We start from the raw sequence: 24,832 nt of genomic DNA on the forward strand, positions 1-24,832 counted from the left end.
GTGTTTAATAACAGCGGCTTATAAAGTTTTTAAAACTTTGCCATTTCTTTCTTTTTAGAGTAGGTTCTGGTCCTTTCTAAACATGTTCGGGGCAAATGATGCTACGTAACAGCTTGAATGATGCTCTCAAAGAAGCTATGCGCAACAAAGATAAGCAAGCGATATCAACGCTTAGGCTTATTCTGGCTGCTTTAAAAGACCGCGATATTGCGGCGCGCGGCGAGGGGAGTGATCCTATTGGTGAGGAAGCGGTTCTGGAAATGCTCCAGAAAATGATTCGCCAAAGAAGAGATTCGATTGAAATGTACGAGAAGGCTGGTCGTACAGAACTCGCAGAACGCGAACAGAGTGAGATTGAGATCATCGAAAAGTTTCTTCCGAAGCAAATGTCTTCTGAAGAAATCGAAAAGATTGTCGAAGATCTTATCGCAGAACTCGGGGCGGATTCCATTAAAGATATGGGAAAAGTCATGGGTGCGCTCAAAGGTAAGTACGCAGGTACAATGGATTTTGGTAAAGCCAGTGGTGTCGTAAAAGCCAAACTGGTTTAAATCTGCCAAAAACGGATTATATGTAAACAGAACTCATGGGATGCCTATGGGTTCTGTTTTCTTTTGCACTGCTGTGATAAGCTAACTTTCAGATCAAGGTACTGTTGGTTTGGGAACACGCCCTTCAATGTCATTCACGCCTGAGTTTTTAGATGAACTGCGCGCACGTGTGCCGGTTTCCGGTGTGGTTGGCCGTAAGGTCAAACTTATCAAGCGTGGTCGGGAATTCAGCGGCCTCTGCCCATTCCATAATGAAAAAAGCCCTTCATTTACTGTTAATGATGATAAGGGATTCTATCACTGCTTTGGCTGTGGTGCCCACGGCGATGTCATTACCTTTGTCACAGAGACAGAGGGCCTTTCTTTTCCCGAATCTGTTGAACGCCTTGCCGAACAAGCGGGCCTTCAAGTGCCAAAGGCAACGAAGGAAGAAGCCGAAAGATCTAAAAAACGTGCCAGCCTTTATGATGTGATGGAAGAAGTCGCCAAGTGGTTCGAAGAGCAACTGGCAGGTGATGCAGGTAAGGAGGCGCGTGACTATGTTAATCGTCGAGGATTAAGACCGGAAACCGTCAGTCGTTTTCGTTTGGGTTATTCCCCTAACCAGCGTGGCCTGATTCGCAAGGCTATGAACGCACGCGGGATTGATGACGAGCAACTGGTTGATGTCGGGGTGATCAAGCTCAGTGATGAAGATAAACGTAAAGATGGTAACGAATACTGGGATTATTTTATTCATCGTCTGATGTTCCCGATAACTGATCGTCGCGGCAGAATTATCGCATTTGGTGGGCGTGCACTTGGTGACAGTAAGGCTAAGTACCTGAACTCGCCGGATACGATCCTCTTCCACAAAGGTAAGGTACTCTATAATTTGGCAAGTGCGCGGCAGGCTGCTCATGACCTGGGCGAGGTCGTTGTTACCGAAGGGTACATGGATGTCATCGCCCTATCACAAGCTGGTTTTCCATCGGCTGTTGCGCCATTGGGGACGGCGGTAACCGAAGACCAGATACAGGAACTCTGGCGTATGGTGCCGGAACCAGTGTTATGTCTTGATGGTGATACTGCCGGTATTCGGGCAGCGAACAGAGTGGTTGAACGGGCTTTGCCTATCATTCAGCCGGGTAAATCGCTTAGCTTTGCGACATTGCCGGAAGGAGAAGATCCGGATAGCCTTATTCAGACACAAGGTCCTGCCCAGATGCGGGAAGTTCTGCGCACGGCAAAACCCTTGTCAGAAATGCTGTGGCGGAAAACGACCATGGGCGTGGATATCGAAACGCCTGAAAGGCGTGCTGCTTTGAAGGCGGAACTGCGCAGACAGTTCAGTGTTATTACCGATAAGGATTTGAAGTTCGAATATCAAAAGGAAATGTTTCGCCGCTTTGATGAACTAACGGGAGCAACCAACAAAGGTGCGACGCAATCTGCTGCTCAAGCTTATGGCGGGTCCAGTTATAATCAGGGCTCTGGTTATGGCGGAAATAACTATCAAGGTTATAACAAGCCCTTCAAAAAACAGGCCGGGCGGAAGAAGAATCGCAACAGCCAATGGGGGAAGAAGGATTCGTTTGAATTGGACCCGCGTATCCCCCGACCGAATTTACCCGCGAGAAAATTAGCGCAGCGACAGGAACAGCTTTTACTGGCGACGCTGATCAATCATCCCAATGTTTTGTCCAAACAGCTAGAGGATCTGGCGAGTTTGAAGCTTCCGAGTGACGAATATAACAGGGTGTTACAAGATCTCGTGGATGTTATTGTTCGAGACCCAGATCTTGACAGAGAGGCACTTAAATGCCAACTCTGCGATAAGGGATATTCTCGACTAATGGATGAACTCTTGAGTCCTGCTGTTATGGATCACGGAAAATTTGCGCGACCGGCAACGGACAGCTACGCAGCTGAGCACGGTGTGACGCATATAGCGGCTATGTTCCGCGAGAAACAGGCAGAACAGGAAAAAGGTGTTCACAGTCGCGAATTTGCGGCGAATATGGATGAAACGGGATTGACTCAGCTAGAGGCGCACAAGCAACTCCGGCAAGAGACATCCGGTATAGCTATTGATTTGGATAGTTATGACCCGGATGCCTATGAAGACAGTCACTAAGCGTTACGAGAGAGCACGTTGGCTAATTATCGAATCGGCTAGCGTGCTAAATTGCTATTTGGGGTACAAGGTTATATGGCGACCAAGGCGACCGAAACCGCTGAAAAAAGCACGGAAAATCGGGAAGAAACTTCCGACGGACCTCTAATGGATATTACATCCGCGACCGTCAAAAAGATGATCGCGAAGGCAAAAGAAGTTGGCTATGTCACATATGACGAGCTCAACAAGGTTTTGCCATCTGATGAGATGTCATCCGAGCAGATCGAAGACATCATGGCCCTTCTTTCCGAGATGGGTATCAATGTTGTCGAAAATGAAGAAGCAGACGAAGCCGTTGATGAAGAAGCGAAGCCTGACGAAGTTGTTGTCGGTAACGTAAAGGAAGAGGACGCCGGACGTACCGATGATCCTGTCCGTATGTATCTTCGTGAAATGGGCACGGTTGAATTGCTGTCTCGTGAAGGCGAGATTGCGATTGCAAAGCGTATCGAAGCTGGCCGGGATAAAATGATCGGCGGTATTTGCGAAAGTCCGCTGACAATTCGTTCATTGCTACACTGGCGCGAAGGCCTGATCCAAGGCGATCTTCTGCTTAGAGACATTATTGATCTGGATGCCACCTATGGCGGCGGACCAAACGACGATGATATCGCGTTTGAAGAATCCGGCGCGGGTGACAAAGCGGATGTCGAAGATGAAATCGTTAGTCAGCCTGGCGAAAAAGTTGCTGACGACGATGATGAAGACAAACCTGCACCTGCAGAAGGTGAGGCGGCGTCTGCAGAAGGTGGTGACGACGATGATGATGACGCAGAAGAGAACAATATGTCTCTTGCTGCCATGGAAGAAGCCTTGCTGCCACAGGTTCTCGAGATGCTCGAAAGCATTGCGGGTCATCAACAGAAACTGAGCAAAGTTCAGGAAAAGCGCCTGACATCCTTGCTTGCCGGTGACAAAGTCCCGGATGCTGTAGAGAAAAAATACAGCAAAATGAAGCAGGAAATGATCGAGCTTATGGAAGGGGTTCACTTTAACTCCAACCGTCTTGAACAGCTTATGGATCAGCTTTACGGTCTCAACAAAAACCTGATGTCTCAAGAAGGTAAACTTCTGCGTCTGGCTGAAAAATCAGGTGTTGCGCGTCAGGAATTTCTCGATACCTATTTCGGTAGTGAGCTTCACCCGAACTGGCTCGAAGAAATCAAAAGTTACAAAGGCAAGGGTTGGGACAAATTCGCGGAACGCTATTCCGAGGATATTACCAAAATCCGTGGCAGCATTTCCAAGGTTGCCGATGATGTTGGTTTGCCAATTCCTGAATTCCGTAAGACTGTTAAAGTCGTGCAGACCAGTGAAAAAGAAGCCAGTCGCGCCAAGACCGAAATGGTCGAAGCCAACCTGCGTCTTGTGATCTCTATTGCCAAGAAGTACACGAACCGTGGCCTTCAGTTCCTGGATCTTATTCAGGAAGGTAACATTGGTTTGATGAAGGCGGTGGACAAGTTTGAATACCGTCGCGGTTACAAGTTCTCGACTTACGCGACTTGGTGGATCCGTCAGGCCATTACCCGCTCTATCGCGGATCAGGCCCGGACAATCCGTATTCCGGTTCACATGATTGAAACCATCAACAAGCTGGTTCGTACCAGCCGTCAGATGCTTCATGAAATTGGCCGCGAGCCACAGCCGGAAGAATTGGCCGAACGTTTGGGCATGCCGCTTGAAAAAGTGCGCAAGGTCCTGAAAATTGCCAAGGAACCTATTTCACTTGAAACCCCGATCGGGGACGAGGAAGACAGCCATCTCGGTGATTTCATCGAAGATAAAAATGCTGTTATTCCGCTTGATTCTGCGATCCAGTCAAATCTGCGCGAAACCACAACCCGTGTTCTCGCCAGCTTGACCCCGCGTGAAGAGCGTGTGCTTCGCATGCGCTTTGGTATCGGTATGAACACCGACCATACGCTGGAAGAAGTTGGTCAGCAGTTCTCGGTAACACGTGAGCGTATTCGTCAGATCGAAGCGAAAGCACTGCGTAAGCTCAAGCATCCAAGTCGTTCGCGCAAGTTGCGCAGCTTCCTGGATACTTGATTACGGCGTAAAAGTATTACTGGGCCCTGAAGATGGCAGAAAATTCACTTCGGGAATCAGATGAAAAGCTAGAGGCGTTCTGGAAAAACTGTTGGGACTATATCCCGACAGAAGACCGGAACGCCTCTTTTTCGTCATGGTTCTTTGGTGATAGCCCTGAGTTGGCCGACGATCTTCTGGCTCTTGTTATGAAAGGTCAGAAAACGGCAACCTGTGGTGCGTTGTTTGATTACGAGCACGATAAGGAAGATCCCCCCGAAGAGGGGAGTTATCATATTCTCACCGATTTTGCGGGAAAGCCACGCTGCTTGATCCAGATGACATCGGTATCATTCGCTGCCTACAAGGACGTTACAGAAGATTTTGCGCTGGCAGAGGGAGAGGGAAGCTATCAGGAGTGGCAGCAAGTTCATGAGGAGTTTTTTACACGCCGTGCTGAAGTAACTGGAAACAGCTTTACGGCTGACACTTTGTTGGTGCTAGAGCGTTTCAAGCTGATCTATCCAATAAAATAATACCAATAAATATTATAGTTTCATTTGATACTTTTTCTGTGCAGAGTACAGAACCAGAAAGAAAGTTAAAAAAAACGTGCCATGACGTCCGCGTTAAGACGGACAGGATGTGACGGACAATAGGGAGGTAAAGATGGATATCACACTTTTGGGGACGGGCTGCCCGGCGGTTCACACGGAACGCTATGGGGCGGGACAATTAATCCGTCATTCTGGCGTGGATGGTGATACTGAAATCCTGATCGACTGTGGTTCCGGTGTGACGCAGCGTCTCGTCGGCACAGGATCATCAGGGGCCAAGCTGGATGCTATTTTACTTACCCATCTACACTCTGATCATGTGATTGATATCTATCAGGTTATCGTCTCTGCCTGGCATCAAGGCCGGACAACGCCGCAACGGATTTATGGCCCCACGGGAACACGCAAGTTTGTTGAGGGCTTGATGGCGGTCTGGAAAGAAGAACTGGACCTGCGCATCGCACACGAAAAGCGCCCTTCCACAGCGGCTCTGGAACTGGATATTACCGAAATCAAAGCGGGCGAACGCCTACAGTTTGGCGAAGTGACTGTTGATGTTGTCGCGGTGGATCACCAGCCGATTGACCCGGCCTTTGGCTTTGTCTTTGCAGCGCCAAAGGACGCTGGAAAGGATAAGGGAAGGGCAGCGACCAAGATCGCGCTGTCTGGCGATACCACCTATTGCCCGGCCTTGATTGAAGCAGCCAAGGGTGTTGATCTCTTGGTACACGAGGTTTTTGTCCACCGGGAAATGCACGTGGTTGAGGGAGTTCGATCCGCCGAAACCATTGCTGCCGTTGCGGGCTATCATACTCTGTCAGACGAAGTGGGGAAGGTGGCAAGCGAAGCAGGCGTTGGATGCCTGCTCCTGACCCATATCGTTCCGCCAAACAGCAACCGCGATGACCTGCTTGCCGAAGTTCAGAAATCATTCGATGGCCCTGTACTGGTCGGCGAAGACCTGATGCGGGTTGATCCGGTCAGTAAATCCGTCTCCTACGGTGCGGCACGACTTTCCTATGCCTGATACACTGCGTGTACTATTTGGTTTATGAGCGTGTATGATGCAAAGCGTGATATCCATCGCCTGTCATTGGGCTCAATATTTGATGGGTAAAATTATCAAGTCGAAAATTTTTATAATTCTGTTATAGAATCGAACATTTAACACTTGAAGATTCCGAGCGCCTGAGCAACATTAGGCGCTCAAGTGGGCCTGTAGTTCAGTTGGTTAGAACCCTCCGCTCATAACGGAGATGTCGCAGGTTCAAGTCCTGCCGGGCCCACCAATTTCTTGTAATTGGTTTTTGTTCATGTCACCAACTTGAACGACCAACTTTTAGCACTGCATTCAAAAGTACTATCTCGAAAATAAAATAAGAAATTATCTAAAGTAGTATCCTTTTGAGCGTGATGTTGCCATGGTGTCGCATTTTCTTGTTCTTTAAAGTTTCTCTGCACAAGGTAAAACTCCCCCCAACTAGGAGCTAATTTGCTAAAGCGACATTCTCCTTTGTACCATGCCTCATCGTTAATATCTGTGAATCGAAAGCGTGAACAATTTGAAAATTCTATACAACCTTTATCTCCCTCGTTGTAATTTTCGAACTGATACGGGTTTAGGAAAAAATGAAGCTCTAAATTAGATTTTATCAGCTTTACCTGAGGGATTGGAGTGTTAGGTTCTGCATTCCAACCTTGGTTTAGTTTTACAAATTCGGTCATTTATTTCCAAGCCAAAATAAAAATTGAACTGCTGTTTTCTGGTTTCCTTGATTGGAAGATTTCATATTGATCGTATTATTGTTCAGAGGTTTAGCTCGCTTTCTTTGCTGCAACAAAATAACTCGTTGCTCCGTAGTATATATTTTCAGTTTCAATTGTTTGAAAATTCCCGTTTTCAATCATGTCGTTCACCTCTGAACTTTTAAATCTTCTTATAGATATGGGAACTATTCCAGTTTTGGATAATATTCGGAATAGGAAAATTTGGATGCTAACCAAAAAAGACATCTTTTCCTGCAAACAGGGTGTTGCTGAAATAAATAATCCTTCAGGCTTTAGTAGCTCATGTATTCTAACCATAATATCCTGAGGATTGGGGACGGTATGAAGCATATTGAAAGCCAGAACGACATCAAATGACTCTTTTTTATATTTTTCGTCAAATATAGTTGTTTTTAAGAAATTTACATTCTCTACTTTGTTTGCAACGCTTTTATTTTTCGCGATTTCAATCATTTTTGAGGATATATCAATAGCGTGAATTTCTTTTACCTGATTGGCAAATTCGCAAGATTTTGTACCTGTGCCACATCCATAATCTAATACAATGTCCGTAGCATTTAGATATTTCTTGGTATTTTGACTTGTTTTGCTATGAATATGTTCAAAGCGATCTTCTGTCTTATCGTAGTTTTTCGAAGCCTTATCCCAAAATTCCTCTGATTGGCTCATTGCTTTTTTCTTTCATTTATCAAACCATAATTGCTGGATCATGTCGTAGGTGTGTATGCGCCTAGTCTTTACAATTTTCTTTGAAAACTCTCCACTTAAGTCGCTAATATAAATAAGAAATATTTACGGTATCTTCCTCGCTACGATAAACACAGAATGGCTCTTTTGGGGCTCCCATGAACTGATGATTTTAAAGCCTGTATTGGCGATGCTTTTTTCCAGATGTTTGGTAGAGAAGAACTTTACCAGTGGCATAAATCCGAAAAGTCTTCCGATGGGCACTATTAATTGCAGGAATCTCATGATCCCGGTCAGGCAGACGGTGCTGCTGATGAAATAGCCGCCGGGTTTGAGCATTTTATGGATGTTGGCGATGGTGGCTTCTTTGTCTTCGAGTAAGTGGAGTACACTGTGGGTCATGATGATGTCATAGGACTGATCCGGGGCAATGAAAGTATCAATGGCTGCCTGAGCAAAGGTGACGTTTGTAACGTTCTGTTTCGCCGCTTTGTCTCTCGCGATTTCCAGCATCTTTTCCGAGATATCAACGGCGTGGATATGTTTTACAAAGGGCGCATGAATAAGCGCCGTTGTGCCAGTGCCACAGCCAAGTTCCAGAACTTCCATGTCAGGTGTGAAATAGCTTTGCGTGATCTCTAGCTTCTTTTCATAGGCGGCCTGATTGGAGACGGGAGATTTTGAATAACGATCGGCCATTTTGTTCCAGAATTTCGCGGAGGGAGCTTCTGGTGATGATGTTCTTTCTGGTGTCGTCATGCCTGTTTCTCTGGTTGCTTTGTTAATCACATACTTAGCGACTGCTCTTTAACGAGACTCCTCAATGAGAGGATGCTCGTACTGTGGCTTCATTTTAATATTGAGTCAAATATATTTGACTCTGAGTATTATTTGTTTAACATTATGTCGTAAATACAGGACACATTATGTGACAAAAATTAAACGAGATGGCAGGAAGATAACAACGATGTCTCAACAGGAAAGAAGAGTGGGTGTTTCCCTGATAACCACGTTGATTATGTTTGGGGTATTTGGCTTTTATATGCTTGGCTTCTATCAGGACGGGGCGATGGACGGGTCGGATGGATATCGTTTGATTGGGAAGAGCTTCTTTATTCTTGTGGGCGGGGGTATTGTGGTTAGCATTGTGGTGCATATCCTCTTTACCATTATTCATTCCATCGTGACCAAAGACTATGAACCGATGATGAATGATGAGCGAGACAAGTTGTTCGACCTCAAGTCCATGCAAATCATTTTGTTGGTTTTCAGCTTTGGTTTTATGGTGTCTATGGGGGTGTTGGCGCTGGACGTTCTTGCGCCTGGTCTGGTTTTTCTGTTGATCATCTTTTTCATGTTTATTGCCAATGTCATAGGTGATGTGGTTAAGCTGTTCCTCTATCGCGGTGGCATTTGATATGGTCAAAAGGGAAATGATTAAAGGGCAGATTACCAATAACATCCGCAGATTACGTTTTGACCATGATGAAATGACACAAAAGCAGTTGGCTGAAAAAACCGGCGTTTCCCGACAGACGATTGTGGCGATTGAAAAGGCAAAATACTCACCGTCGCTTGAGCTGGCGTTTCAGATCGCCCATGTGTTTGGCTGTTCGCTGGGGGATGTTTTTTCCTATGAGATCGGTGATTAACCAAGATCAATAAACATTTTCGGAAGCATTTTATCCTGTACTTCCGAAGGGACTTCACCCACGCGTTTGGCGCCCATAGTTTTGTAAAAACCTTCTGCATAGGTATCAGAGATGATCGTGAGGTTTGGCCAGCCAAGTTTTCGTGCTTCTTTGATCAGAAGATCAAAGGCCTGTTTACCATAACCTTTGCCGATATTTTCAGGCAGTAACCAGAAGCTGTCGATCATCGGTATGTCGTTCCACAGCAGGCTGCCCATGCCAATGATTTCGTCGCTTTGTAGGAACAGAAAAGTATAGGATTTTTTCAGGTATTCTTCTGTGTATTCCGCTTCAAAGAAGGTTTTGCATTTGTCCAGAAAGTCCTGGGGGTAATCCCAATGACTTTTGGATCTTAGGGCAATTGAGGGCAGAAGAGGAAGATCTTCAAGGCGGGCGGGAACAAGTTTCATCAGATTTCATCTTCAAAGGTGCGGATATGGAAGGGCGCAAGTTCCTGTAGATAATCGGCAAGAGAAACCAGTCCGACACAAGGCATTGCACCTGACGCTATCCTTTCGTTTCGGACAATTTTTTTCGCAAGGATGATGGCCGGAATTGTCGGGATCTGCGGGCCGTCACCGTCCAGCCCGATAATAAACCATTTTTTTGTCAGTGATTGACCGTTGTGATCTTTCCCTTTGAGGATGATATGCATACCGCCGTCGCTGGTACCAAAAATGTTGAACCAATTGCTTAGCTTTAGTAAAGAGGCAGCGTGTTTTTCAAGCCTTATAGGCAAACCCCAGCGAATAAGCCATGATAGGCCCCATAAGCCAAGGTGTATCAGGCCAAGTTCCATACCTGCTGAAAATTGCAGAGACTTGATGTTGTACTGTGACTGCAAAAGATCGAGATCGGGAATGTCGCAATTCGCCATCCAGCGTTTTCCGAGTAAAGGGAATTCCTGGCGATAAATATCCTGCCATCCATAACGTGATGCTGATGATCCCTGCGTAGGGGAAAGCTTCTTGCCCAGATAACTCAGTATTCCTTGTGTTGTGGCCAGGCCGCGTTCGGCTCCTTGTCCGGGGGAAATGCCATAGATCATCTGGTCAATTTCTGAAAAGAGATCTTTGTATCTATCCAGTACGGCAGATGACAATCCGGGAACAGTCGAAGCACCTGAAATTACAGGTATTCCTGCTAATCTGGCTTTATCATCTAAGGCTTTGATGCCGAAAACAAAATCCCGTCCATCTGCAAGATCAATATAGGGAACAGCCGCCCTAATGCAGATTTTTGCTACCTCATAGTTATTGTTCTGAAAGGGACCACAGGTATTGATGACAACCGCTGGATTAAGACGCTGAAGCTCGATAGCAAGGTCCTTGTAAACATCAAAACAAGCTGTTCGCGTCAACTTACCGGGGAGTTGATTTGCAAAGTCATTGGCTTTTTCTGCATTTCTGCCCGCGATGATAACCGGAATATTGTCACGCGTTAAGGCAGAGGCAATGCGCTTACCAAAGTTACCATACCCCCCAAGGATCAGTACTGGCCGTTGTGGTGTTTCTACTTCTGGCATTTGACTTCCGTGACTTTAAAAGTACCTGCGTAACCAAAGGTCGGGCCGAATAGAGAGTGTTTGGCGTGGGTCCACATGGAAAAATCGTCATCGGAAAGCGGCGTTTCTTCAGCATGACCTTCACCCATTACCCATGAGAGAGGTAGCGGGAGTAGTTTGCCAAAGAGCCGCCAGACATAGCCTTTGTGGCGGAGAATAACTTTTTTACCGTCCCACTCGTAAGCGAGCTTCCAGCCAATGCCAAAGCGCATGAATTCAACAAGTATATTACCTTGGATCTGTTCCATGCGTGAGCGAAAAGTGATGTCGCCACGATCAGGAAAATGAAAAGTACGATCAAAGTAAAAGGGCGTATTCGATACAGAGGCACTGGCATGATTATCACTTCTGAACACAACGGTAACGGGGATGTTTTTGCCAGAGTACGCGAGAAGCATGCCGCTAATCCGTGCCATCAAGCTGACTATTGGCGATATTTTTACATCCAATTTACCTTTGACCACTACACGGTCACGACTGTTTGAACGCACGGCGTAATGCTTTTTCATCACAGATGGAAGTTTGTCCCAGTCTTTTCCGAAGACAGATTTAAATATGGGGTCACCTGTGGGCACGTGTTGCTCCGAAATGTGGGGTTGGGAAACGTATACAGGAATTAAATCAGTTTAGGCTGGATTTTGTTTGTGGGACAAGATGAAAACAAACTAATCTTTCAAATGCTTATGAATGTTAAATTCATTAAATGAGGGTTAAGTGAAGCTATGATCAATGGACTATGATCTACTGAAATGGATACATATTCTGAGCTCAACAATCCTATTTGGTACTGGGATTGGCAGTGCTTTTTATATGTTTATGGCTAATCGGAGCAGAGATTTACCCGCTATGTATTTTGCGGTGCGGCATGTAGTTATTGCTGATTGGCTGTTTACAACGCCGTCTGTGATTGTACAGCTTCTTTCTGGAATCGGATTAATCATTGTTACAGGTTATAGCCTGAGTGACACTTGGGTACTGTGGGGTGTAGGTCTTTATTTGGGCGCAGGTATTTGTTGGCTTCCTGTTGTGTGGATTCAAATCCGGATGCGGGAATTGATCAAGACTGCGATAGATAGCCACACGGATGTAGCTACTGAATATTGGATGCTGGATCGTTGGTGGATTTTGTTAGGGTCTTTGGCTTTTCCAATGATTTTAGTTGTTTTCTATCTTATGGTTTTCAAGCCGGGTTAAGTAAAGGTGTGTTATACTGATTAAGATAAGGGGCCCGAATAAGGAGAAAGCTCGCTGGAAAAGCGGAGAGAAAATAAGTGCATCCATGTCGGAATTGAATAAGAAGCTATGCGTTGAAGCGTCTCATCTTGTTGAATTACTTGATTATTGGGAAGCTTTGCCACGGGTTAAAAAACTGCCATCTCGCACGGATATTGATCCGCAGGCAATACCAGCGTTACTGCCCTATTGTGAACTTATTAATGTTCATAGGGACCCGCTCGATTTTGAATATCGTCTTGTCGGAACTTTGATTGATGAGATTTCAACACAGAGCTACACAGGCTTACGGGTAAGTGAAATTTTAACTCAAAACCCGCCTAGCCGGATGACGATGATTTTTGATTGAGATTGTATGATTCCCACCCATTCAGGAATATGTCGTTTTCCATACATGAAAAGATGCCTTGATTGACCTACGTCAAAGTATGAATAGGGACTTGGCTCTATTATTACACCTGTAGATGGCAGTAATAAGGGAGTGGGAATGTCACAGCACACACCGCATGAACTCGTAGAGGAATTTCCTGAGTTTAAGGACCGCATCCATACCAAGAAGCAGTCTGATAAACATTTTGCGAAACTCGCCGAGGATTATCACCGAATTAACAGGATGATTCATCGGCACGAAAGTGAGGTCGAGACGTTAAGTGATGATCACATCCATGAGATCAAAAAGGAACGTTTGGTGCTTAAAGATACGATCTACTCGCTATTAGCTGTTTAATTTACTTGTTAAATTCCCCAAGACAAACTTTGGCTGCCTATTTTGGGCAGCCATTTTTTTGTTTAGGTTTTGTTGTTCATGGCTCAGACCAAAGTCGTAATAGATTAGCATGGGTCTTGGTTAGAAGGTCAAATTCCCTACTTTTTCCATCACGTTCAAAAAGTGCGCGTCGGGTTGTGTCAATATCATAGATTATTTCGCGTCGTTCACCTGATCTGACAAGGCTTTGTATCCAACTGACGGCGACTTGTCTGGTGCCTTTGGTAACAGGGGCAACTCTATGTAGTGTGGTTGAGGGATATACGACCGCTGATCCTGCAGGCAATTTAAACTTTTGCTCACCAACAGAACTGTCCATTATTAATTCACCGCCTTCATAGCTGTTCGGATCGTTCAGAAAAACGGTAAAAGATATATCGGTGCGAAAACCTCTGTCAGATCCCATAATGGCATCATCCACGTGACTACCATATTCCATACCAGGTTCGTAGCGACTGAACAGAAGCGGGCGCATCTGTCGGAGAAGGGTTGCCCGTGCAAAAGTGGCGTTGCGTTGTAGCGTGTTTGTTAACAGGGCTGTTGCCTGTTTTGCTGCTTTATCTCTGCCTGAAAGTTGAGTGTTGTTTTTTACGAGTTTTGCATGCCATCCAGCGGTAAGCTTTCCATCTTTGAATTGTCCCTGATCAAGCAGCTCATTTATTCTAGTGAGCCCCGGTGGATCTAAAATATCTGGTATGGTTATCAACATTTTCTGCTAATCCGTAGAGAGGAAAGTGGAATGTTGATTACAAGGATAACATTTGAAAGGTTAATGAGTAATAACGGCTATTTTGGGTAGCAGTTTTTTGATTATTTGACTGAGCTAAGGTGATTATCCCAGGCTATTTCCGGGTTATGATAAATGGCCTTGTCATTTTGCCACAGATTTCCTCGCCCGTCTGAAATTGTAAAATCTTTGTCATTCGGTGCAACGCCGCCAGCATCCTGATGTTTTATGATCTTCACGAGTTCATGGGTGTCACTATTCCATATTGCGATTTTATTGCCCTTGGGGGCTGTTGTTGCCACTAAGCTGCCGTCGATATTCGTACTGACGGACCCAATGTATTGTTTCATCCCGAGATAGGTTTGTCCTTTGGACACGGGGATGATTTCATCACCGATGCGATGCGATGCGACCAGGCTGATGCTGTTGCTTGGGTCGCCTTCGTATTGGCCGCCAATCCAGATCTGGTCTTTTGCTGCGCTCATATGTCTAAGTGAAAGCTGACTGTATTCTGATGGCAATTTGCTTTGTGATATGAGTTTTCCATCTCGCCGATCTACGTAACTTATCTGTGGCTCCATAGAGGCAAGGTTCAATTTTTGTCGGGGATAATCCGGATGGGTAATAATACCTCCATTTGAAATGGCAATGGTAATTCCGTCAGCAAGCAGGATGGCTTCGTGTGGACCGATGCCAAAGCTGTCATGTTGTCCTATACGCATAAAGTTATTTTCTGTGTCGTATATGCCGATGATACCACGCTCGTTCTCGTAGTCATTCTCGGTCGCATATAGCAGTTTACCATCAGGAGAGAAAAAACCATGGCCATAAAAATGGTGATCTGCCGGAGGAGAAAAGGCCAGATGACGCTGATTCTTTATGAGATCAAGTACCAATGCAAAGCGTCCCGGGCGCCGGGCAAAAACAACGGCGAATTTTTTGTTGGGTGCGATAGCTGTTGCATGGCCTCTATCATCCAGAAGTTCCTGGAAAATTAAGTTTCCTGAATGGTCGATGACAGCAGCGGCATACCTACCATCTGCACGTCTGAGAGTGGAAACGTAAGCTGGTTTATGAGGAGAAGTTGTTTTTGCCTGAACAAAAGAGGCCAGAGGGAGTTGTCCCGTTGCGAGAACACCGCTGGCGGCAATTCGGCTTAAGAACTCTCTACGGGATAAAGGCATTTGTTAATCGCCGTCTAAAGAGTTAAAGCCTAGGCTGAGACCAAGCTCCTGAGGAATGAGATCACTAACAATGTATTGTGCACCTTCCAGCGGGATAAGGGTAAAGGTCAAGAGTTCGTGAGCTTCTTTTTGTTTTACCTGTTTCTCCCAAGATGTGTTCTCTTTTTCCAACTCGGCCAAGAATTTATTGGTTTGTTCCAACTCAAAAGCAAGGGATTTTGTGTAACGGGGTGTAAGCTGTCCAAGCCCGCCAATTGTGAAGAGACTCACGACAGCATCAAGGTTATTCCTGTAAGCGTGGAGCGTTAAATTTGATCGCCAGAAGGGCGCGCGCTTTGGTTTTGATTTTTCCGGACTGTCCTTAATTGTATTTTTGATTTTAAGATCCCGCGTACTCTGTATCATTTCACTACTGATACGGAGGAGGTCCTGCATAACTTCTGCGTCGGATCGATAAATTGGGTTTGTAGAACTTGTGTCGAGCATCTGCGCGGCGTAGCCGGATGGTGAAGACCAGTCATCTACAATCGTTTGCGCAGTAACCCCGATTGCCTGGGCAATGGTCGCGCCATATTCACATCGATAGGATTTGGGTGTGGCCACAGAGAGTGTTTCTGAATTTTTCCCAAACAGAACATATTCAAGCGCCAGAATACCTTGAACAGCGACGCTTTTCTTTTTTAGGGTTTCTGTTGTAAGCGCTGTTTGTTCTTCGGTATCGATTAACTTTCGAACCTGTCGTAATCCAATAGATTTACGGTCTGGCCAAAAGAACAGTTTTTCCTGACGATTATCTTTAATCGCAGGCCCAATACGGTACATCTCAACGCGAGACCAGGCTGAGACGAGAGAGCGAAAGCTATCTTTGGCACTGTTCAGATTAGTTTCGCTCGGGGATAGGCATAGTTTCTCTATATTACTTTCTTGGTGAGCAGCTTCTTCAACCAACTTTTCATAGCTGGGAAGAATGGCCTTTTTGATGACCTGTTCTATAATTGGCTTATAGGCTGTTTCAGAAGACTGTCCCCATGCATTTACTGAAAGTCCTGAAATGATTATCCCAGTAATTGCTATCCCAGTAATTGCTATCCGGGGGATGGTACTTCCTCTGAGTGTGCCACAAACAACGTTTTTGACGCGTTGTTTGAGTGGGCGCGCAGATTTAAGGGGAATATTCATCGTCATTACAGAGATTCCAGGAAAGTAATCAGAGATTTTCGTTCTTCGGGTGACATGGTGACAACTTTGTCCCTTGCTGTTTGTGCCTCGCCACCGTGCCAGATAATGGCTTCTAACAGATTTCGTGCCCGCCCATCATGAAGAAAATAGGTATGGCCATTCACTTTTTCTGTGAGGCCTATCCCCCATAAAGGCGCTGTTCTCCATTCGTTTCCGGATGCATTACCAACCTGGCGGTTATCAGACAACCCTTCGCCCATATCGTGGAGAAGAAGGTCGCTATAAGGCCAGATAAGCTGAAAAGCCAACTCTTTTTGAGCAGCATCTCTTCGGGTGACGAACTTGGGTTGGTGACAGGATGTGCAACCGCTTGTGTAAAAGAGTTCTTTGCCTTTTAAGACATCAGGAGCGCTTACGTTGCGGCGTGCTGGAACCGCGAGATTTTTTGAATAAAAAACAACGAGATCAAGGACTTTTTGTGGCGCTTCGCCATCACCAAGGTTTTTCTGTGATCCATGGGGTTGGGAAAGACATTGGGGTTGGTTAGATGTGCAGTCGCCCCAGTGAGCTGGAATATCCGGGGTTGATAATCCGATATCACCTGCAAAGGCGTTTACTGATTGCGTGTGAACGGTTCTGTTTGATGCTTTCCAGCCAAAACGCCCAATTTCTCTTTGTCCGCTTTCTGGGTTTAATACCAAGCTGGCTTTACCAGAAATCCCATCGTTATTCCTATCCTCAGGATCTGCCAGTGATAAAAGATCCTGCTCATGGATTTCTTCCAAAAGGCCCAAGCCTATCATGGGGGGCGCAACCCGGGGGGAAAGCATTACATCGGGATCCATGTCGCCATAAGCGAGTTCATCAACACGATAACTGGGTTTGCGAAGAGAGACCCTTTCGCCGCCGTTCAAGGTCACAACTTCTTCTTCGTAGGAAATGAGCATCTTACCTTCGGCGGGAAGACCTGTCACGGCTTGGTCTTGCAACTGTCCACCGTAGGTGGGTTCAGGGATGCGAAGTAAGGTGCCGGTACGGATCGCTTGCTTTTCTGCTTCTGTTCGTGCTGGGACGGAAAGGCGCAAAAACATTGACGTGGCCAGATCGTCATTGTTTTCTGGCGGGTGTCCGCGACCATCCTGTAAATGGCAGCGTTGACAGGACCTGGCATTGAAAAGAGGGCCTAATCCGTCAGATGCTTTGGTGGATGAGGGGGATGAAACCCAGATCTTTTTAAAGAGACTGTTGCCGAGTTTGAAATCGCGCTCACCCTTGAATGATAAATTGGCAGAAGAATGAGAAAAGGATTTTGACGATATTGTTTTTTTTGATGTCGGGGCCCCGGCAGATTTGTTCTCGTAGGATTCTGCTTTGGAAAAGTCATTCGTAGGCTTGGTAATGGCCTGGACCCGTTCCAAATCCTTTTGACTAAGATCTTTGCGGTTAGGAGAGGTCGCATTTACGCTTGAGGTAAGCCCCATGCCGATAAGAAAGGCGTAAAAGAGAGGTAGGTATTTTCCTGATGACGTTGGCATTTTATTATTGTTATCAAAGTTTTAGGAATATGAAATGGGCAGCCCTTAATTAAGAACTGCCCACAAACTAGCATAACTATTTATCCTGAATAGATAGACACGAGGTCGCAGTGCCTAGTTACTTATCTATTTTCAGATCTTAGTTAAAAACAGCATTCGGGTTGTCTAAGCTATCAGAACCTTCAACTTCAATAGCTGAAAGACCAAGCGTAACAACGGCACGTTCGATTGAACGGGTTTGATCAATCAGGCCGTCGATTGCTTTTTGAACCACAGCGTTGCCGACAACATTACCTTCGCCAATCATTTGGTCATAGGCTTCGATACTTTCTGCACGGGCTTTCATTACAGCCATTGATGTAACTGTTGCATCCAGTTTAGTTGTAACTTCACTGTCAACCGCAGCATCTTTTGCTCTTACAAGATCAGAAATGGACGGGCCGCTTACAACAGAGCCATCAAGGCGACGGTAGTGGCCGGTGTACACGTTACGAATACCAATCTGGTCAAAGTAATGTGAGTTATGTGTGTTGTCCGAGAAGCAGTCGTGCTCTTCTTCTGGATCGTTCAACAGAAGACCCAGTTTCATGCGCTCACCTGCAAGTTCACCGTAAGAGAGGGATCCCATGCCAGTCAGGATTGTTACCAGGCCACCAGATGTATCTTTTAGAAGGTTGGTTCTTGCTTCGCCTTTTTCGCCCCAGTTTGCTTTCATTTCTTCAAGATCAGCGATCAGAAGTGTTGAAGCTGATTTTAGATACTGTGCACGACGGTCACAATTGCCACCTGTGCAATTCTTTACATCAAAATCAGTTGCCGGACGGCTACCAGCACCAGCGCCGTTGCCATTCAGATCTTGGCCCCAAAGAAGGAATTCAATTGCGTGGTAACCTGTCGCAACGTTTGATTCTACTTCTTCTGCTTCGTGTAGTGTTTCAGAAATCAATGTCGGTGTAATTGCAGAGGCATCAACTTCTTTGCCGTTTACAGATAGTTTTGAATTGGCGACCACGTTTACAGTGTAAAGCGCATTTTCGTCTGATTCATCACCATAAGACGTATCGACATAGTCGATGAGGCCTTCATCCAATGGCCATGCGTTAACACGTCCTTCCCAATCATCAACGATGGCGTTACCAAACCGATAAACTTCGGTCTGCTGATAAGGGGCACGTGCAGAAACCCAGGCAGCACGAGCAGCGTTCAGGGAAGCTGAAGTGGGAGAGGCAATTAGTTTATCAATTGCACTGTCCAAAGCTTGTGCAGATGTCAAAGAATCTTCAAAACCTGCGTGGGCAATGTTTGCGTAATTGTTCAGGACGCTTTTTGCGTCAACGGTGTCTGCAAATGCAGTACCTGCACCAAGAACAGTAAGGACGGTGACAGTGCTTGCTACACGCGCAGCTTTTTTGAGAGCGTGACTCATTTTCATTCCAATTTTGTTTCGGCCAATTTAATTCTGGCCAATTCTGTTTTGGCTATTTCGGACTTTAATAGCCAGGCGACATCATGTGTTGCTTCTGAAGAAGTCAGAAGCAGATGAGTATTATTCGCAACAATTAACACTTTTGAGAATGATTTGCAATTTCATATTTGCTCTTTTTTGTCGAAAATACTTTACTGAAATCGTCGGATTAAGAAGAGAGTTTCTGGGTTTTTAGGGCGATTTTCTAGAAAGGGCATTGCTGAATTGCATACAAAAATAAGACAAAAAAGCAAAAGAGTCCGGCACAAAAAAGCCAGTTACATCATGCGTAACTGGCTTTTTTTGTGATCATATTTTGAAGACTGAAATCTCTAAAAAGCTTAGTCGCCTTCGACTTTACTCTGAGATTGGATGTAGTTCTGGATGCCAACACGTTTGATTAACTCAAACTGTGATTCCAGATGGTCCACATGCTCTTCTTCGTCAACCAAGATTTCACGAAGAAGTTCACGACTGCCATAGTCTTGTACAGATTCACAATAGGCGATGCCTTCTTTGTAAACTTCAACGGCTTCGAGTTCGCCAGCGAGATCACATTTCAGAATTTCTTCTACATCTTCCCCGATTTTAAGTTTGTTCAGGTTTTGAAGATTTGGGAACCCATCAAGAAGCAGAATGCGATCCATAAGCTTGTCAGCGTGCTGCATTTCTTCGATGGATTCTTTGTACTCATGCTTGGCAAGACCTTCAACGCCCCAGTCCTGCAGAAGTTTGTAGTGAAGGTAGTACTGGTTAATTGCCGTCAATTCGTGCGTTAAAGCAGTGTTCAGGTGCTCGATGACTTTTTTGTCGCCTTTCATGATATCCTCGCTTTGAATTTGTTCTTATTTGAAATTTATTATCTTACTACAGCTTGCGATCTACTTTAGAATCTTTCCAATAATGTAAATTGTTTGATGAAATTTTCAAGTAGTTTGTAAAAAAATATAGTTATTGATAATGATTATTAATTTTTGAATTCTGAAAAAGAAATTTAGAATAGTATAGTTTTGCGTAGTTATAATATTGATGGCTCATGGGTGGTGCGCTTTAAGCTTGAATTGAATATTGATCGTTAATTCTAGTAATGTATTTGATGCTATATTGTGCTTTTTATTTTAGATTTGTTTTAAAAGAAGTCACAAGAGCTTTCATTTGGATTTGAGAGGACTGTACTGAGTTTTATTAATCCTCTTTCCAGTTGTTGTATTGTGTCTGGGGTCATTATCGAGAGCCTGATGTTATGTTTCCCGGCAGTTGTATTGTTGGCAAAGCGGCTACCGTCGAGAATATGGACTCCGGCCTTGGCCGCGCGACGTACAAGCTGTGATGTAGAGGTTGTTTCCGAAAGCTCGATCCACGCATGTGATTGGCACGATGCGTAATTGGTGATGTAGGGCGCGAGGATACGATTTGTTAAGTCGTGACGTTTTCCTGCTGCAATGGTGGTTTGACGAGTAAAAGAGGTAAGATCTTCTGTGCGTCCGGCAATTTCCATGGCTGCGTTGGTTAGTATTGGCGAAACCATCCAGGTTTGGGCCGTGATGCCCTGGGCCATAAGCATGGTCAGGTGAGGCGGTGCAACAGTAAAGCCAATGCGTAGAGAAGGAGAGATCCTTTTCGCTAAGCCACTGAGATAAATTGCTTGTTCAGGGAAGATCTCAGCATAGGGTGGTGGGGCATCTGGATAAAGAAAGCCGTAGATATCATCCTCTATAATGAGGACATCATATTTTTGTGCAATTAACCCAATTTCTTTCCTGCGTGCGATAGGTGTTGTGATGCAGGTTGGGTTGTGGCCTGTCGCTGTCGTAACCAGAATACGGACGCGGCCCTTTTTACAATGTTGCTCAAAAGAAACAGGGCAAATGCCCATGGCGTCGGTCTCTACTGTTAAACTGGATAGTCCTAACTGTGATATCGCTGCAGAGACACCGGGGTAGCTCAATGGTTCTTGGCATATTGTGTCGCCGGGTGATGCTAACCGCCCAAGGGCCGTATAAACACCATTTTGAGCGCCATGATTGATAAGCATCCTATCTTCGCTTATCCCTTGCAATGTTTCAGGTAAAAATACCCGCAGCGCTCGCTTCTGCTGATTATCGCCAAAGCCATCCCGATAGGTCATTAGGTTGAAGCTTGAAGCTTTGGTTGAGGTGCGTTGCAGGGCCCAGCGAATTATTTCTTCGCCCCAATCATTGGCGATGGCATTCAAGCCTAAATCAATAATTGTATCGTTTTTTAAGGGGGGCACATAATTTGATTGAAGAGGATTGGGTAGAATAACATCAGCACCAATGTTCGCTGCTTCCTGAACGAAAGTTCCTTGACCTACTCTGGCATTCACTAATCCTTTACGCTCAAGGGAGCTATAAACCCGAGACATAGTACCAAGGCTGCATTTGGCCTCCCAGGCGGCGGTTCGTAAAGGGGGCAGTTTCTCGCCGGGCAGAAGAACACCGTCGCGAATTGCTGTCTTGAACAGTTGTTCCAAGTGAGCGTATTTTTGACCTTCGCCGGGTTTATTTTTTGCAATGAGAGAAAGAATTGTCATAGGAACAATATAGTAATTGTTCAATGAACATTTCAAGATAAATATGTAACGTATGACGAGCGACAAGATGTTCTGTCTGGTAATGAGATAAAAGGACACAAAGTCATGCCAATAGAAAATATTATTCCAGCATTGATTTTTGCAGCAGTTATGTCCGGTACACCGGGACCGGCAAATATGATTTTGATGGCGACAGGAGCAAAATTGGGTTTTCGTGGGGCTCTACCTTTTACCTTTGGTGTTCAAAGCGGATTCTTCCTTGTCCTTGCCGTTGCCGCTTTTGGTATAACGAACCTTTTAAAAGAAGCGCCCGCACTTGCGCCTGTCATAACGGTGATTAGTAGTTGTTATTTGCTGTATCTGGCATGGAAAATTGCGAGATCTGACCCCGGGAAATTGTCTGGCGAACAAAGTAGCGATACCGTGGGGTATTTGAACGGCTTGATTGTGCATCCTATGAATCCCAAAGCATGGTTAATGGCAACGACTGTATTTGCCCAATTTACAAACCAGGCCAGCCCTGTCCTTGAGCAGTGGGCGGTGATGTGTGTGGTGTTTATTATTGGTGGTTTTCCAACAAACTGTATGTGGTCATGGGGCGGTGCCAGAATAATATCCGCAATCCAAAGCCCGCAAAAGCGCCTGATTGTAAATGGTGTTTTAGCTATATCGACAGTGGCTATTGTGGCCTACATGGCTGCAGGACAAATCTTGATTTAATCTTAAGTTTGCAGGCAAAAAAAACGAGAGGGGCATTGCCTCTCTCGCTCAGTAAGGTCGATAGAGCTTCGCTGATTACAAAGTTGGCGGTAACCAGCTTGCCTTATATCCCCAAAGTATTTCTTGCTTGGGCAAAAACACAAAACACCAAAGCTAACTTCAGGAATCAATTTCCTGTCTTACTCTGAATGTTTTTTACTCAGATAAGAGAAAGAACATCGCAGGACAGGAGTACGATGGCTCATGCACAAAAGCCACAACTAACAATATCAAGCACAGGGACTGACTTGTTCGTATGGGGCAAAAGTAGAATTCAAAGCGCAGGGTTGCAATAAAGCGTTGTGTAATTTTGCAAAGTTTGTAAAATTATTTAGGATATTTTTCTAAATTTTGTGAAAGATGTAAATGTCATGGCGCGACAGATATTTGCGGGGCGAAAAATTCGCCATTTAAGAAGCCAGATAGGACTTACTCAAATTGCCATGGCAAAGAAAATCGACATTTCTGCTGCCTATTTGAATTTAGTTGAGCATAATCAACGCCCCTTATCAAGAAAGCTGCAAAAAAAGCTGGAAGAAGCTTTTAACGTGAAAGAGGGTGAGCTTACTGGCGGAGAAGAAGCCAGACTCCTCTCTGCGATGAATGAGCTTTTCTCTGATTCCTTGTTTGAAAGATCAAGGCCTGATGCCACGATACTTGGTGATTTTGTTGCCATGCATCCTGAAATTAGCCGAGCTTTGTTAAAGCTGTATCGAGCTTTTCGAAATGCGCGTGAAGATACGCTCAAGGCACGAGAGTCGATTTCTTCTGATCCCTACTTTACAAAAACCAGCCATCAACTTCTGACGCAGCTAACCTCCATCAGATCCTTTGCCGAGATTTTACAGGATAATGATGATCTTTCAGAACATCAGCGAGAAAGGTTTACCAACGTCCTTGTAGATGAAAGCCAAAAGTTAACCTTGATGGTTGGGGAGCTGTTTGATTTTATTAATGGTGAATCAAAGCAAGCTGCATTGTTGAGTGAAACACCGACCGATGAAGTCGTTGATATGCTATCGGCCAATGACCACTACTTCCCGATTTTGGAGCAAGCCGCGGAGGAGCTCAGGAGCCGTTTGGGTGAGCCAAAACCCTATGGATTATTCGATGCCTTGGCCAACTATCTTGATCAGCAACTCGGCATTGAGGTTGAGGTTGTGCCGGTCTCTTCGCAAGGGACACTTTTGCGAGGAATGTGGGAGTTAAAGGGAGAGGATGGCGGTACGCTTAGGTTGATGGAGACTTTGGCGACGAGTTCTCTGAACTTCAGAATGGCAAGGATTATTGCGGAAGTTGCGTATGCTGATGTGCTGGAAAACGTGCTTTCAAATGTTCCTCTGAGTAGTAAAGAAGCTAAAAACCTGTGCTTGAAGGCTCTAGGGAGTTATTTCGCGGGGGCGGTTATGATGCCTTATAGCGCTTTTCGGAGTGCCGCTTTTGAGTTGCGTCATGACATTGATTTGTTGCGTCGACGGTTTCGAGCAGGTTTCGAGCAGGTTTGCCATCGACTGACAACCTTGCAAAAGTCCGAGGAAGAGGGGGTGCCATTCCACTTTATCCGGGTAGACCTCGCGGGCCAGATCTCAAAACGTTTCAGTGCATCTGGTCTACGGATACCAAGGTATGGTGTTCTTTCGCCTGATTGGGGGGTGCAGGATGCGTTTTTGAAGCCGGGACGTATTAACCTTCATTCATTACGCGCAGAAGATCAAAGTGTGTATTTTTCTATATCAAAAACCGTGACCAAACCTGGTGTGATGGTCGGGCAGGCGGGTAATACCTTTGCTGTGAGTTTAGGGTGTGAGGCTTCGTTTGCACGACACGTGGTTTATGCTGATGGTGTGGACTTTGCGCACCCAGACAGTGTTTTGATTGGAAATTAATTTATGCCAGTGCAAAGGTGTGAAGACTTAGCTTGGCAAAACACCGAACAACACTGTAATGTAAGGCCAACAGGGAATAATAAAAGAGATAACCGGATAGCGGAGAAAGGCAGAAAATGCCTCAAACGGTTCTTGTGGTCGAGGACGAACCTCATATTGTCGACTCATTAAGCTTTCTCATGAAGAAGGCTGGCTTTGACGTTTTTATTGCACGTGATGGTGATGCCGCCTTGCGGATGGTGGAAAGCCGTCCACCTGATCTGATATTGCTTGATATTATGTTGCCTAGAAGAGACGGTTTCGAAGTCTTGAAGTATGTACGTTCAAATGACGCGTGGAAAGAAATGCGTGTTATTTTGCTAACGGCAAAAGGACGTGATGTTGATCGATTGAAGGGAATGGAACTCGGCGCGGATGATTTTGTGACAAAGCCCTTTTCAACAAAAGATGTTGTTCGCTTGGTTAAACAACACTTGGGTGTTGAAGAAAAGCTGGCTTAAGGTCTTTCAAATTAATG

General features: G+C 45.3%; 26 protein-coding genes and 1 tRNA gene. 14 read left to right on the top strand and 13 right to left on the bottom strand.

The annotated features are described in order from the left end of the window. The first annotated feature begins 98 nt into the window (after positions 1-98). The 6 genes from WH96_RS12045 (at position 99) to WH96_RS12070 (ending at position 6,586) form a co-directional block, all read left to right on the top strand. Positions 99-551 (top strand): GatB/YqeY domain-containing protein, encoded by a 453-nt coding sequence (locus tag WH96_RS12045; RefSeq protein WP_047764416.1) that lies wholly within the window; start codon positions 99-101, stop codon positions 549-551. 127 nt (positions 552-678) lie between these two features. Next, on the top strand, positions 679-2,667 hold the full coding sequence (gene dnaG / locus WH96_RS12050; RefSeq protein ID WP_047764417.1) for a DNA primase: 1,989 nt from the start codon (positions 679-681) through the stop codon (positions 2,665-2,667). Between the two features lie 75 nt (positions 2,668-2,742). After that, a complete protein-coding gene (rpoD, locus tag WH96_RS12055) occupies positions 2,743-4,761 on the top strand; it encodes an RNA polymerase sigma factor RpoD (RefSeq protein ID WP_047764418.1) in 2,019 nt (672 codons plus the stop codon). A gap of 32 nt (positions 4,762-4,793) precedes the next feature. Next, positions 4,794-5,276 (top strand): ASCH domain-containing protein, encoded by a 483-nt coding sequence (locus WH96_RS12060; protein ID WP_047764419.1) that lies wholly within the window; start codon positions 4,794-4,796, stop codon positions 5,274-5,276. A 133-nt stretch (positions 5,277-5,409) separates the two neighbouring features. Next, positions 5,410-6,324, top strand: coding sequence for an MBL fold metallo-hydrolase (locus WH96_RS12065; protein WP_047764420.1), 915 nt, complete (start codon positions 5,410-5,412; stop codon positions 6,322-6,324). 185 nt (positions 6,325-6,509) lie between these two features. After that, positions 6,510-6,586, top strand: a tRNA-Ile gene (locus WH96_RS12070). A gap of 22 nt (positions 6,587-6,608) precedes the next feature. Here the strand turns inward: WH96_RS12070 and WH96_RS12075 are convergent. The 3 genes from WH96_RS12075 to WH96_RS12085 all read right to left on the bottom strand — a co-directional run bounded on the left by WH96_RS12075 (position 6,609) and on the right by WH96_RS12085 (position 8,531). Then, a complete protein-coding gene (locus tag WH96_RS12075) occupies positions 6,609-7,022 on the bottom strand; it encodes a hypothetical protein (protein WP_047764421.1) in 414 nt (137 codons plus the stop codon). A gap of 90 nt (positions 7,023-7,112) precedes the next feature. After that, the gene (locus WH96_RS12080; RefSeq protein WP_047764422.1) at positions 7,113-7,754 is read right to left on the bottom strand and encodes a class I SAM-dependent methyltransferase; all 642 of its coding nucleotides are present in this window, start codon (positions 7,752-7,754) and stop codon (positions 7,113-7,115) included. Positions 7,755-7,877: 123 nt separating this feature from the next. After that, on the bottom strand, positions 7,878-8,531 hold the full coding sequence (locus WH96_RS12085) for a class I SAM-dependent methyltransferase (RefSeq protein WP_047764423.1): 654 nt from the start codon (positions 8,529-8,531) through the stop codon (positions 7,878-7,880). A gap of 169 nt (positions 8,532-8,700) precedes the next feature. On the opposite strand from WH96_RS12085, the gene WH96_RS12090 reads away from it, so the two are divergent. Both WH96_RS12090 and WH96_RS12095 read left to right on the top strand, forming a co-directional pair. Next, entirely contained in the window at positions 8,701-9,189 is a 489-nt protein-coding gene (locus WH96_RS12090; protein ID WP_156176793.1) for a hypothetical protein, read from the top strand. A gap of 1 nt (position 9,190) precedes the next feature. Beyond that, the gene (locus WH96_RS12095) at positions 9,191-9,424 is read left to right on the top strand and encodes a helix-turn-helix transcriptional regulator (RefSeq protein ID WP_281175852.1); all 234 of its coding nucleotides are present in this window, start codon (positions 9,191-9,193) and stop codon (positions 9,422-9,424) included. Here WH96_RS12095 and WH96_RS12100 read toward each other — a convergent pair. The 3 genes from WH96_RS12100 to WH96_RS21385 are packed head-to-tail and all read right to left on the bottom strand — an operon-like array spanning position 9,421 to position 11,602. Then, positions 9,421-9,873 carry a GNAT family N-acetyltransferase gene (locus WH96_RS12100; protein WP_047764425.1) on the bottom strand — a complete coding sequence of 151 codons (453 nt, stop codon included), beginning with the start codon at positions 9,871-9,873 and terminating at the stop codon, positions 9,421-9,423. The two genes, WH96_RS12095 and WH96_RS12100, sit on opposite strands and share 4 nt — an antisense overlap. After that, positions 9,873-10,988 carry a saccharopine dehydrogenase family protein gene (locus WH96_RS12105; RefSeq protein WP_047764426.1) on the bottom strand — a complete coding sequence of 372 codons (1,116 nt, stop codon included), beginning with the start codon at positions 10,986-10,988 and terminating at the stop codon, positions 9,873-9,875. The genes WH96_RS12100 and WH96_RS12105 overlap by 1 nt, the downstream gene beginning before the upstream one ends. Continuing rightward, the gene (locus tag WH96_RS21385; protein WP_053005880.1) at positions 10,976-11,602 is read right to left on the bottom strand and encodes a DUF4166 domain-containing protein; all 627 of its coding nucleotides are present in this window, start codon (positions 11,600-11,602) and stop codon (positions 10,976-10,978) included. The genes WH96_RS12105 and WH96_RS21385 overlap by 13 nt, the downstream gene beginning before the upstream one ends. Positions 11,603-11,756: 154 nt before the next feature. Here WH96_RS21385 and WH96_RS12115 point away from each other — a divergent pair, with 154 nt between their 5' ends. The 3 genes from WH96_RS12115 (at position 11,757) to WH96_RS12125 (ending at position 12,987) form a co-directional block, all read left to right on the top strand. Next, positions 11,757-12,221, top strand: coding sequence for a DUF2269 family protein (locus WH96_RS12115; RefSeq protein ID WP_047764427.1), 465 nt, complete (start codon positions 11,757-11,759; stop codon positions 12,219-12,221). Positions 12,222-12,306: 85 nt separating this feature from the next. Then, on the top strand, positions 12,307-12,609 hold the full coding sequence (locus WH96_RS12120; protein ID WP_047764428.1) for a PAS domain-containing protein: 303 nt from the start codon (positions 12,307-12,309) through the stop codon (positions 12,607-12,609). 138 nt (positions 12,610-12,747) lie between these two features. Then, positions 12,748-12,987 (top strand): YdcH family protein, encoded by a 240-nt coding sequence (locus tag WH96_RS12125; RefSeq protein ID WP_047764429.1) that lies wholly within the window; start codon positions 12,748-12,750, stop codon positions 12,985-12,987. Between the two features lie 76 nt (positions 12,988-13,063). Here WH96_RS12125 and WH96_RS12130 read toward each other — a convergent pair whose 3' ends face one another. The 7 genes from WH96_RS12130 to WH96_RS12160 all read right to left on the bottom strand — a co-directional run bounded on the left by WH96_RS12130 (position 13,064) and on the right by WH96_RS12160 (position 21,694). Further along, positions 13,064-13,735 carry a Fe2+-dependent dioxygenase gene (locus WH96_RS12130; RefSeq protein ID WP_047764430.1) on the bottom strand — a complete coding sequence of 224 codons (672 nt, stop codon included), beginning with the start codon at positions 13,733-13,735 and terminating at the stop codon, positions 13,064-13,066. A 101-nt stretch (positions 13,736-13,836) separates the two neighbouring features. Further along, positions 13,837-14,937 (bottom strand): DUF1513 domain-containing protein, encoded by a 1,101-nt coding sequence (locus WH96_RS12135; protein WP_082130461.1) that lies wholly within the window; start codon positions 14,935-14,937, stop codon positions 13,837-13,839. Between the two features lie 3 nt (positions 14,938-14,940). After that, complete coding sequence (locus WH96_RS21390) at positions 14,941-16,122, bottom strand: imelysin family protein (protein ID WP_053005881.1); 1,182 nt, start codon at positions 16,120-16,122, stop codon at positions 14,941-14,943. Then, the gene (locus tag WH96_RS12145; protein ID WP_082130462.1) at positions 16,122-17,651 is read right to left on the bottom strand and encodes a di-heme oxidoreductase family protein; all 1,530 of its coding nucleotides are present in this window, start codon (positions 17,649-17,651) and stop codon (positions 16,122-16,124) included. The genes WH96_RS21390 and WH96_RS12145 overlap by 1 nt, the downstream gene beginning before the upstream one ends. Positions 17,652-17,790: 139 nt before the next feature. Further along, entirely contained in the window at positions 17,791-19,077 is a 1,287-nt protein-coding gene (locus tag WH96_RS12150) for an imelysin family protein (protein WP_204248190.1), read from the bottom strand. Positions 19,078-19,457: 380 nt separating this feature from the next. Beyond that, entirely contained in the window at positions 19,458-19,937 is a 480-nt protein-coding gene (gene bfr / locus WH96_RS12155; protein WP_047764432.1) for a bacterioferritin, read from the bottom strand. A gap of 308 nt (positions 19,938-20,245) precedes the next feature. Continuing rightward, on the bottom strand, positions 20,246-21,694 hold the full coding sequence (locus tag WH96_RS12160; protein ID WP_156176794.1) for an aminotransferase-like domain-containing protein: 1,449 nt from the start codon (positions 21,692-21,694) through the stop codon (positions 20,246-20,248). Between the two features lie 81 nt (positions 21,695-21,775). Between WH96_RS12160 and WH96_RS21395 the strand changes: the two genes are divergently transcribed. The 3 genes from WH96_RS21395 (at position 21,776) to WH96_RS12175 (ending at position 24,815) form a co-directional block, all read left to right on the top strand. Further along, on the top strand, positions 21,776-22,390 hold the full coding sequence (locus WH96_RS21395) for a LysE family translocator (RefSeq protein ID WP_053005882.1): 615 nt from the start codon (positions 21,776-21,778) through the stop codon (positions 22,388-22,390). A 392-nt stretch (positions 22,391-22,782) separates the two neighbouring features. Continuing rightward, positions 22,783-24,315, top strand: coding sequence for a helix-turn-helix domain-containing protein (locus tag WH96_RS12170; RefSeq protein ID WP_047764434.1), 1,533 nt, complete (start codon positions 22,783-22,785; stop codon positions 24,313-24,315). A gap of 116 nt (positions 24,316-24,431) precedes the next feature. Further along, positions 24,432-24,815 (top strand): response regulator, encoded by a 384-nt coding sequence (locus WH96_RS12175; RefSeq protein ID WP_047764435.1) that lies wholly within the window; start codon positions 24,432-24,434, stop codon positions 24,813-24,815. The last annotated feature ends 17 nt before the right edge of the window (positions 24,816-24,832 follow it).

The organism is Kiloniella spongiae, assembly GCF_001026905.1.
GTDB classification, from domain to species: Bacteria; Pseudomonadota; Alphaproteobacteria; order Kiloniellales; family Kiloniellaceae; genus Kiloniella; species Kiloniella spongiae.

Bases quoted from the DNA above. Each gene is read 5' to 3' on its own strand.
- WH96_RS12045 (WP_047764416.1), top strand. From the start codon at position 99: ATGCTACGTAACAGCTTGAATGATGCTCTCAAAGAAGCTATGCGCAAC.
- dnaG (WP_047764417.1), top strand. From the start codon at position 679: ATGTCATTCACGCCTGAGTTTTTAGATGAACTGCGCGCACGTGTGCCG.
- rpoD (WP_047764418.1), top strand. From the start codon at position 2,743: ATGGCGACCAAGGCGACCGAAACCGCTGAAAAAAGCACGGAAAATCGG.
- WH96_RS12060 (WP_047764419.1), top strand. From the start codon at position 4,794: ATGGCAGAAAATTCACTTCGGGAATCAGATGAAAAGCTAGAGGCGTTC.
- WH96_RS12065 (WP_047764420.1), top strand. From the start codon at position 5,410: ATGGATATCACACTTTTGGGGACGGGCTGCCCGGCGGTTCACACGGAA.
- WH96_RS12075 (WP_047764421.1), bottom strand. From the start codon at position 7,022: ATGACCGAATTTGTAAAACTAAACCAAGGTTGGAATGCAGAACCTAAC.
- WH96_RS12080 (WP_047764422.1), bottom strand. From the start codon at position 7,754: ATGAGCCAATCAGAGGAATTTTGGGATAAGGCTTCGAAAAACTACGAT.
- WH96_RS12085 (WP_047764423.1), bottom strand. From the start codon at position 8,531: ATGACGACACCAGAAAGAACATCATCACCAGAAGCTCCCTCCGCGAAA.
- WH96_RS12095 (WP_281175852.1), top strand. From the start codon at position 9,191: ATGGTCAAAAGGGAAATGATTAAAGGGCAGATTACCAATAACATCCGC.
- WH96_RS12100 (WP_047764425.1), bottom strand. From the start codon at position 9,873: ATGAAACTTGTTCCCGCCCGCCTTGAAGATCTTCCTCTTCTGCCCTCA.
- WH96_RS12105 (WP_047764426.1), bottom strand. From the start codon at position 10,988: ATGCCAGAAGTAGAAACACCACAACGGCCAGTACTGATCCTTGGGGGG.
- WH96_RS12115 (WP_047764427.1), top strand. From the start codon at position 11,757: ATGGACTATGATCTACTGAAATGGATACATATTCTGAGCTCAACAATC.
- WH96_RS12120 (WP_047764428.1), top strand. From the start codon at position 12,307: ATGTCGGAATTGAATAAGAAGCTATGCGTTGAAGCGTCTCATCTTGTT.
- WH96_RS12125 (WP_047764429.1), top strand. From the start codon at position 12,748: ATGTCACAGCACACACCGCATGAACTCGTAGAGGAATTTCCTGAGTTT.
- WH96_RS12130 (WP_047764430.1), bottom strand. From the start codon at position 13,735: ATGTTGATAACCATACCAGATATTTTAGATCCACCGGGGCTCACTAGA.
- WH96_RS12135 (WP_082130461.1), bottom strand. From the start codon at position 14,937: ATGCCTTTATCCCGTAGAGAGTTCTTAAGCCGAATTGCCGCCAGCGGT.
- WH96_RS21390 (WP_053005881.1), bottom strand. From the start codon at position 16,122: ATGACGATGAATATTCCCCTTAAATCTGCGCGCCCACTCAAACAACGC.
- WH96_RS12145 (WP_082130462.1), bottom strand. From the start codon at position 17,651: ATGCCAACGTCATCAGGAAAATACCTACCTCTCTTTTACGCCTTTCTT.
- WH96_RS12150 (WP_204248190.1), bottom strand. From the start codon at position 19,077: ATGAGTCACGCTCTCAAAAAAGCTGCGCGTGTAGCAAGCACTGTCACC.
- bfr (WP_047764432.1), bottom strand. From the start codon at position 19,937: ATGAAAGGCGACAAAAAAGTCATCGAGCACCTGAACACTGCTTTAACG.
- WH96_RS21395 (WP_053005882.1), top strand. From the start codon at position 21,776: ATGCCAATAGAAAATATTATTCCAGCATTGATTTTTGCAGCAGTTATG.
- WH96_RS12175 (WP_047764435.1), top strand. From the start codon at position 24,432: ATGCCTCAAACGGTTCTTGTGGTCGAGGACGAACCTCATATTGTCGAC.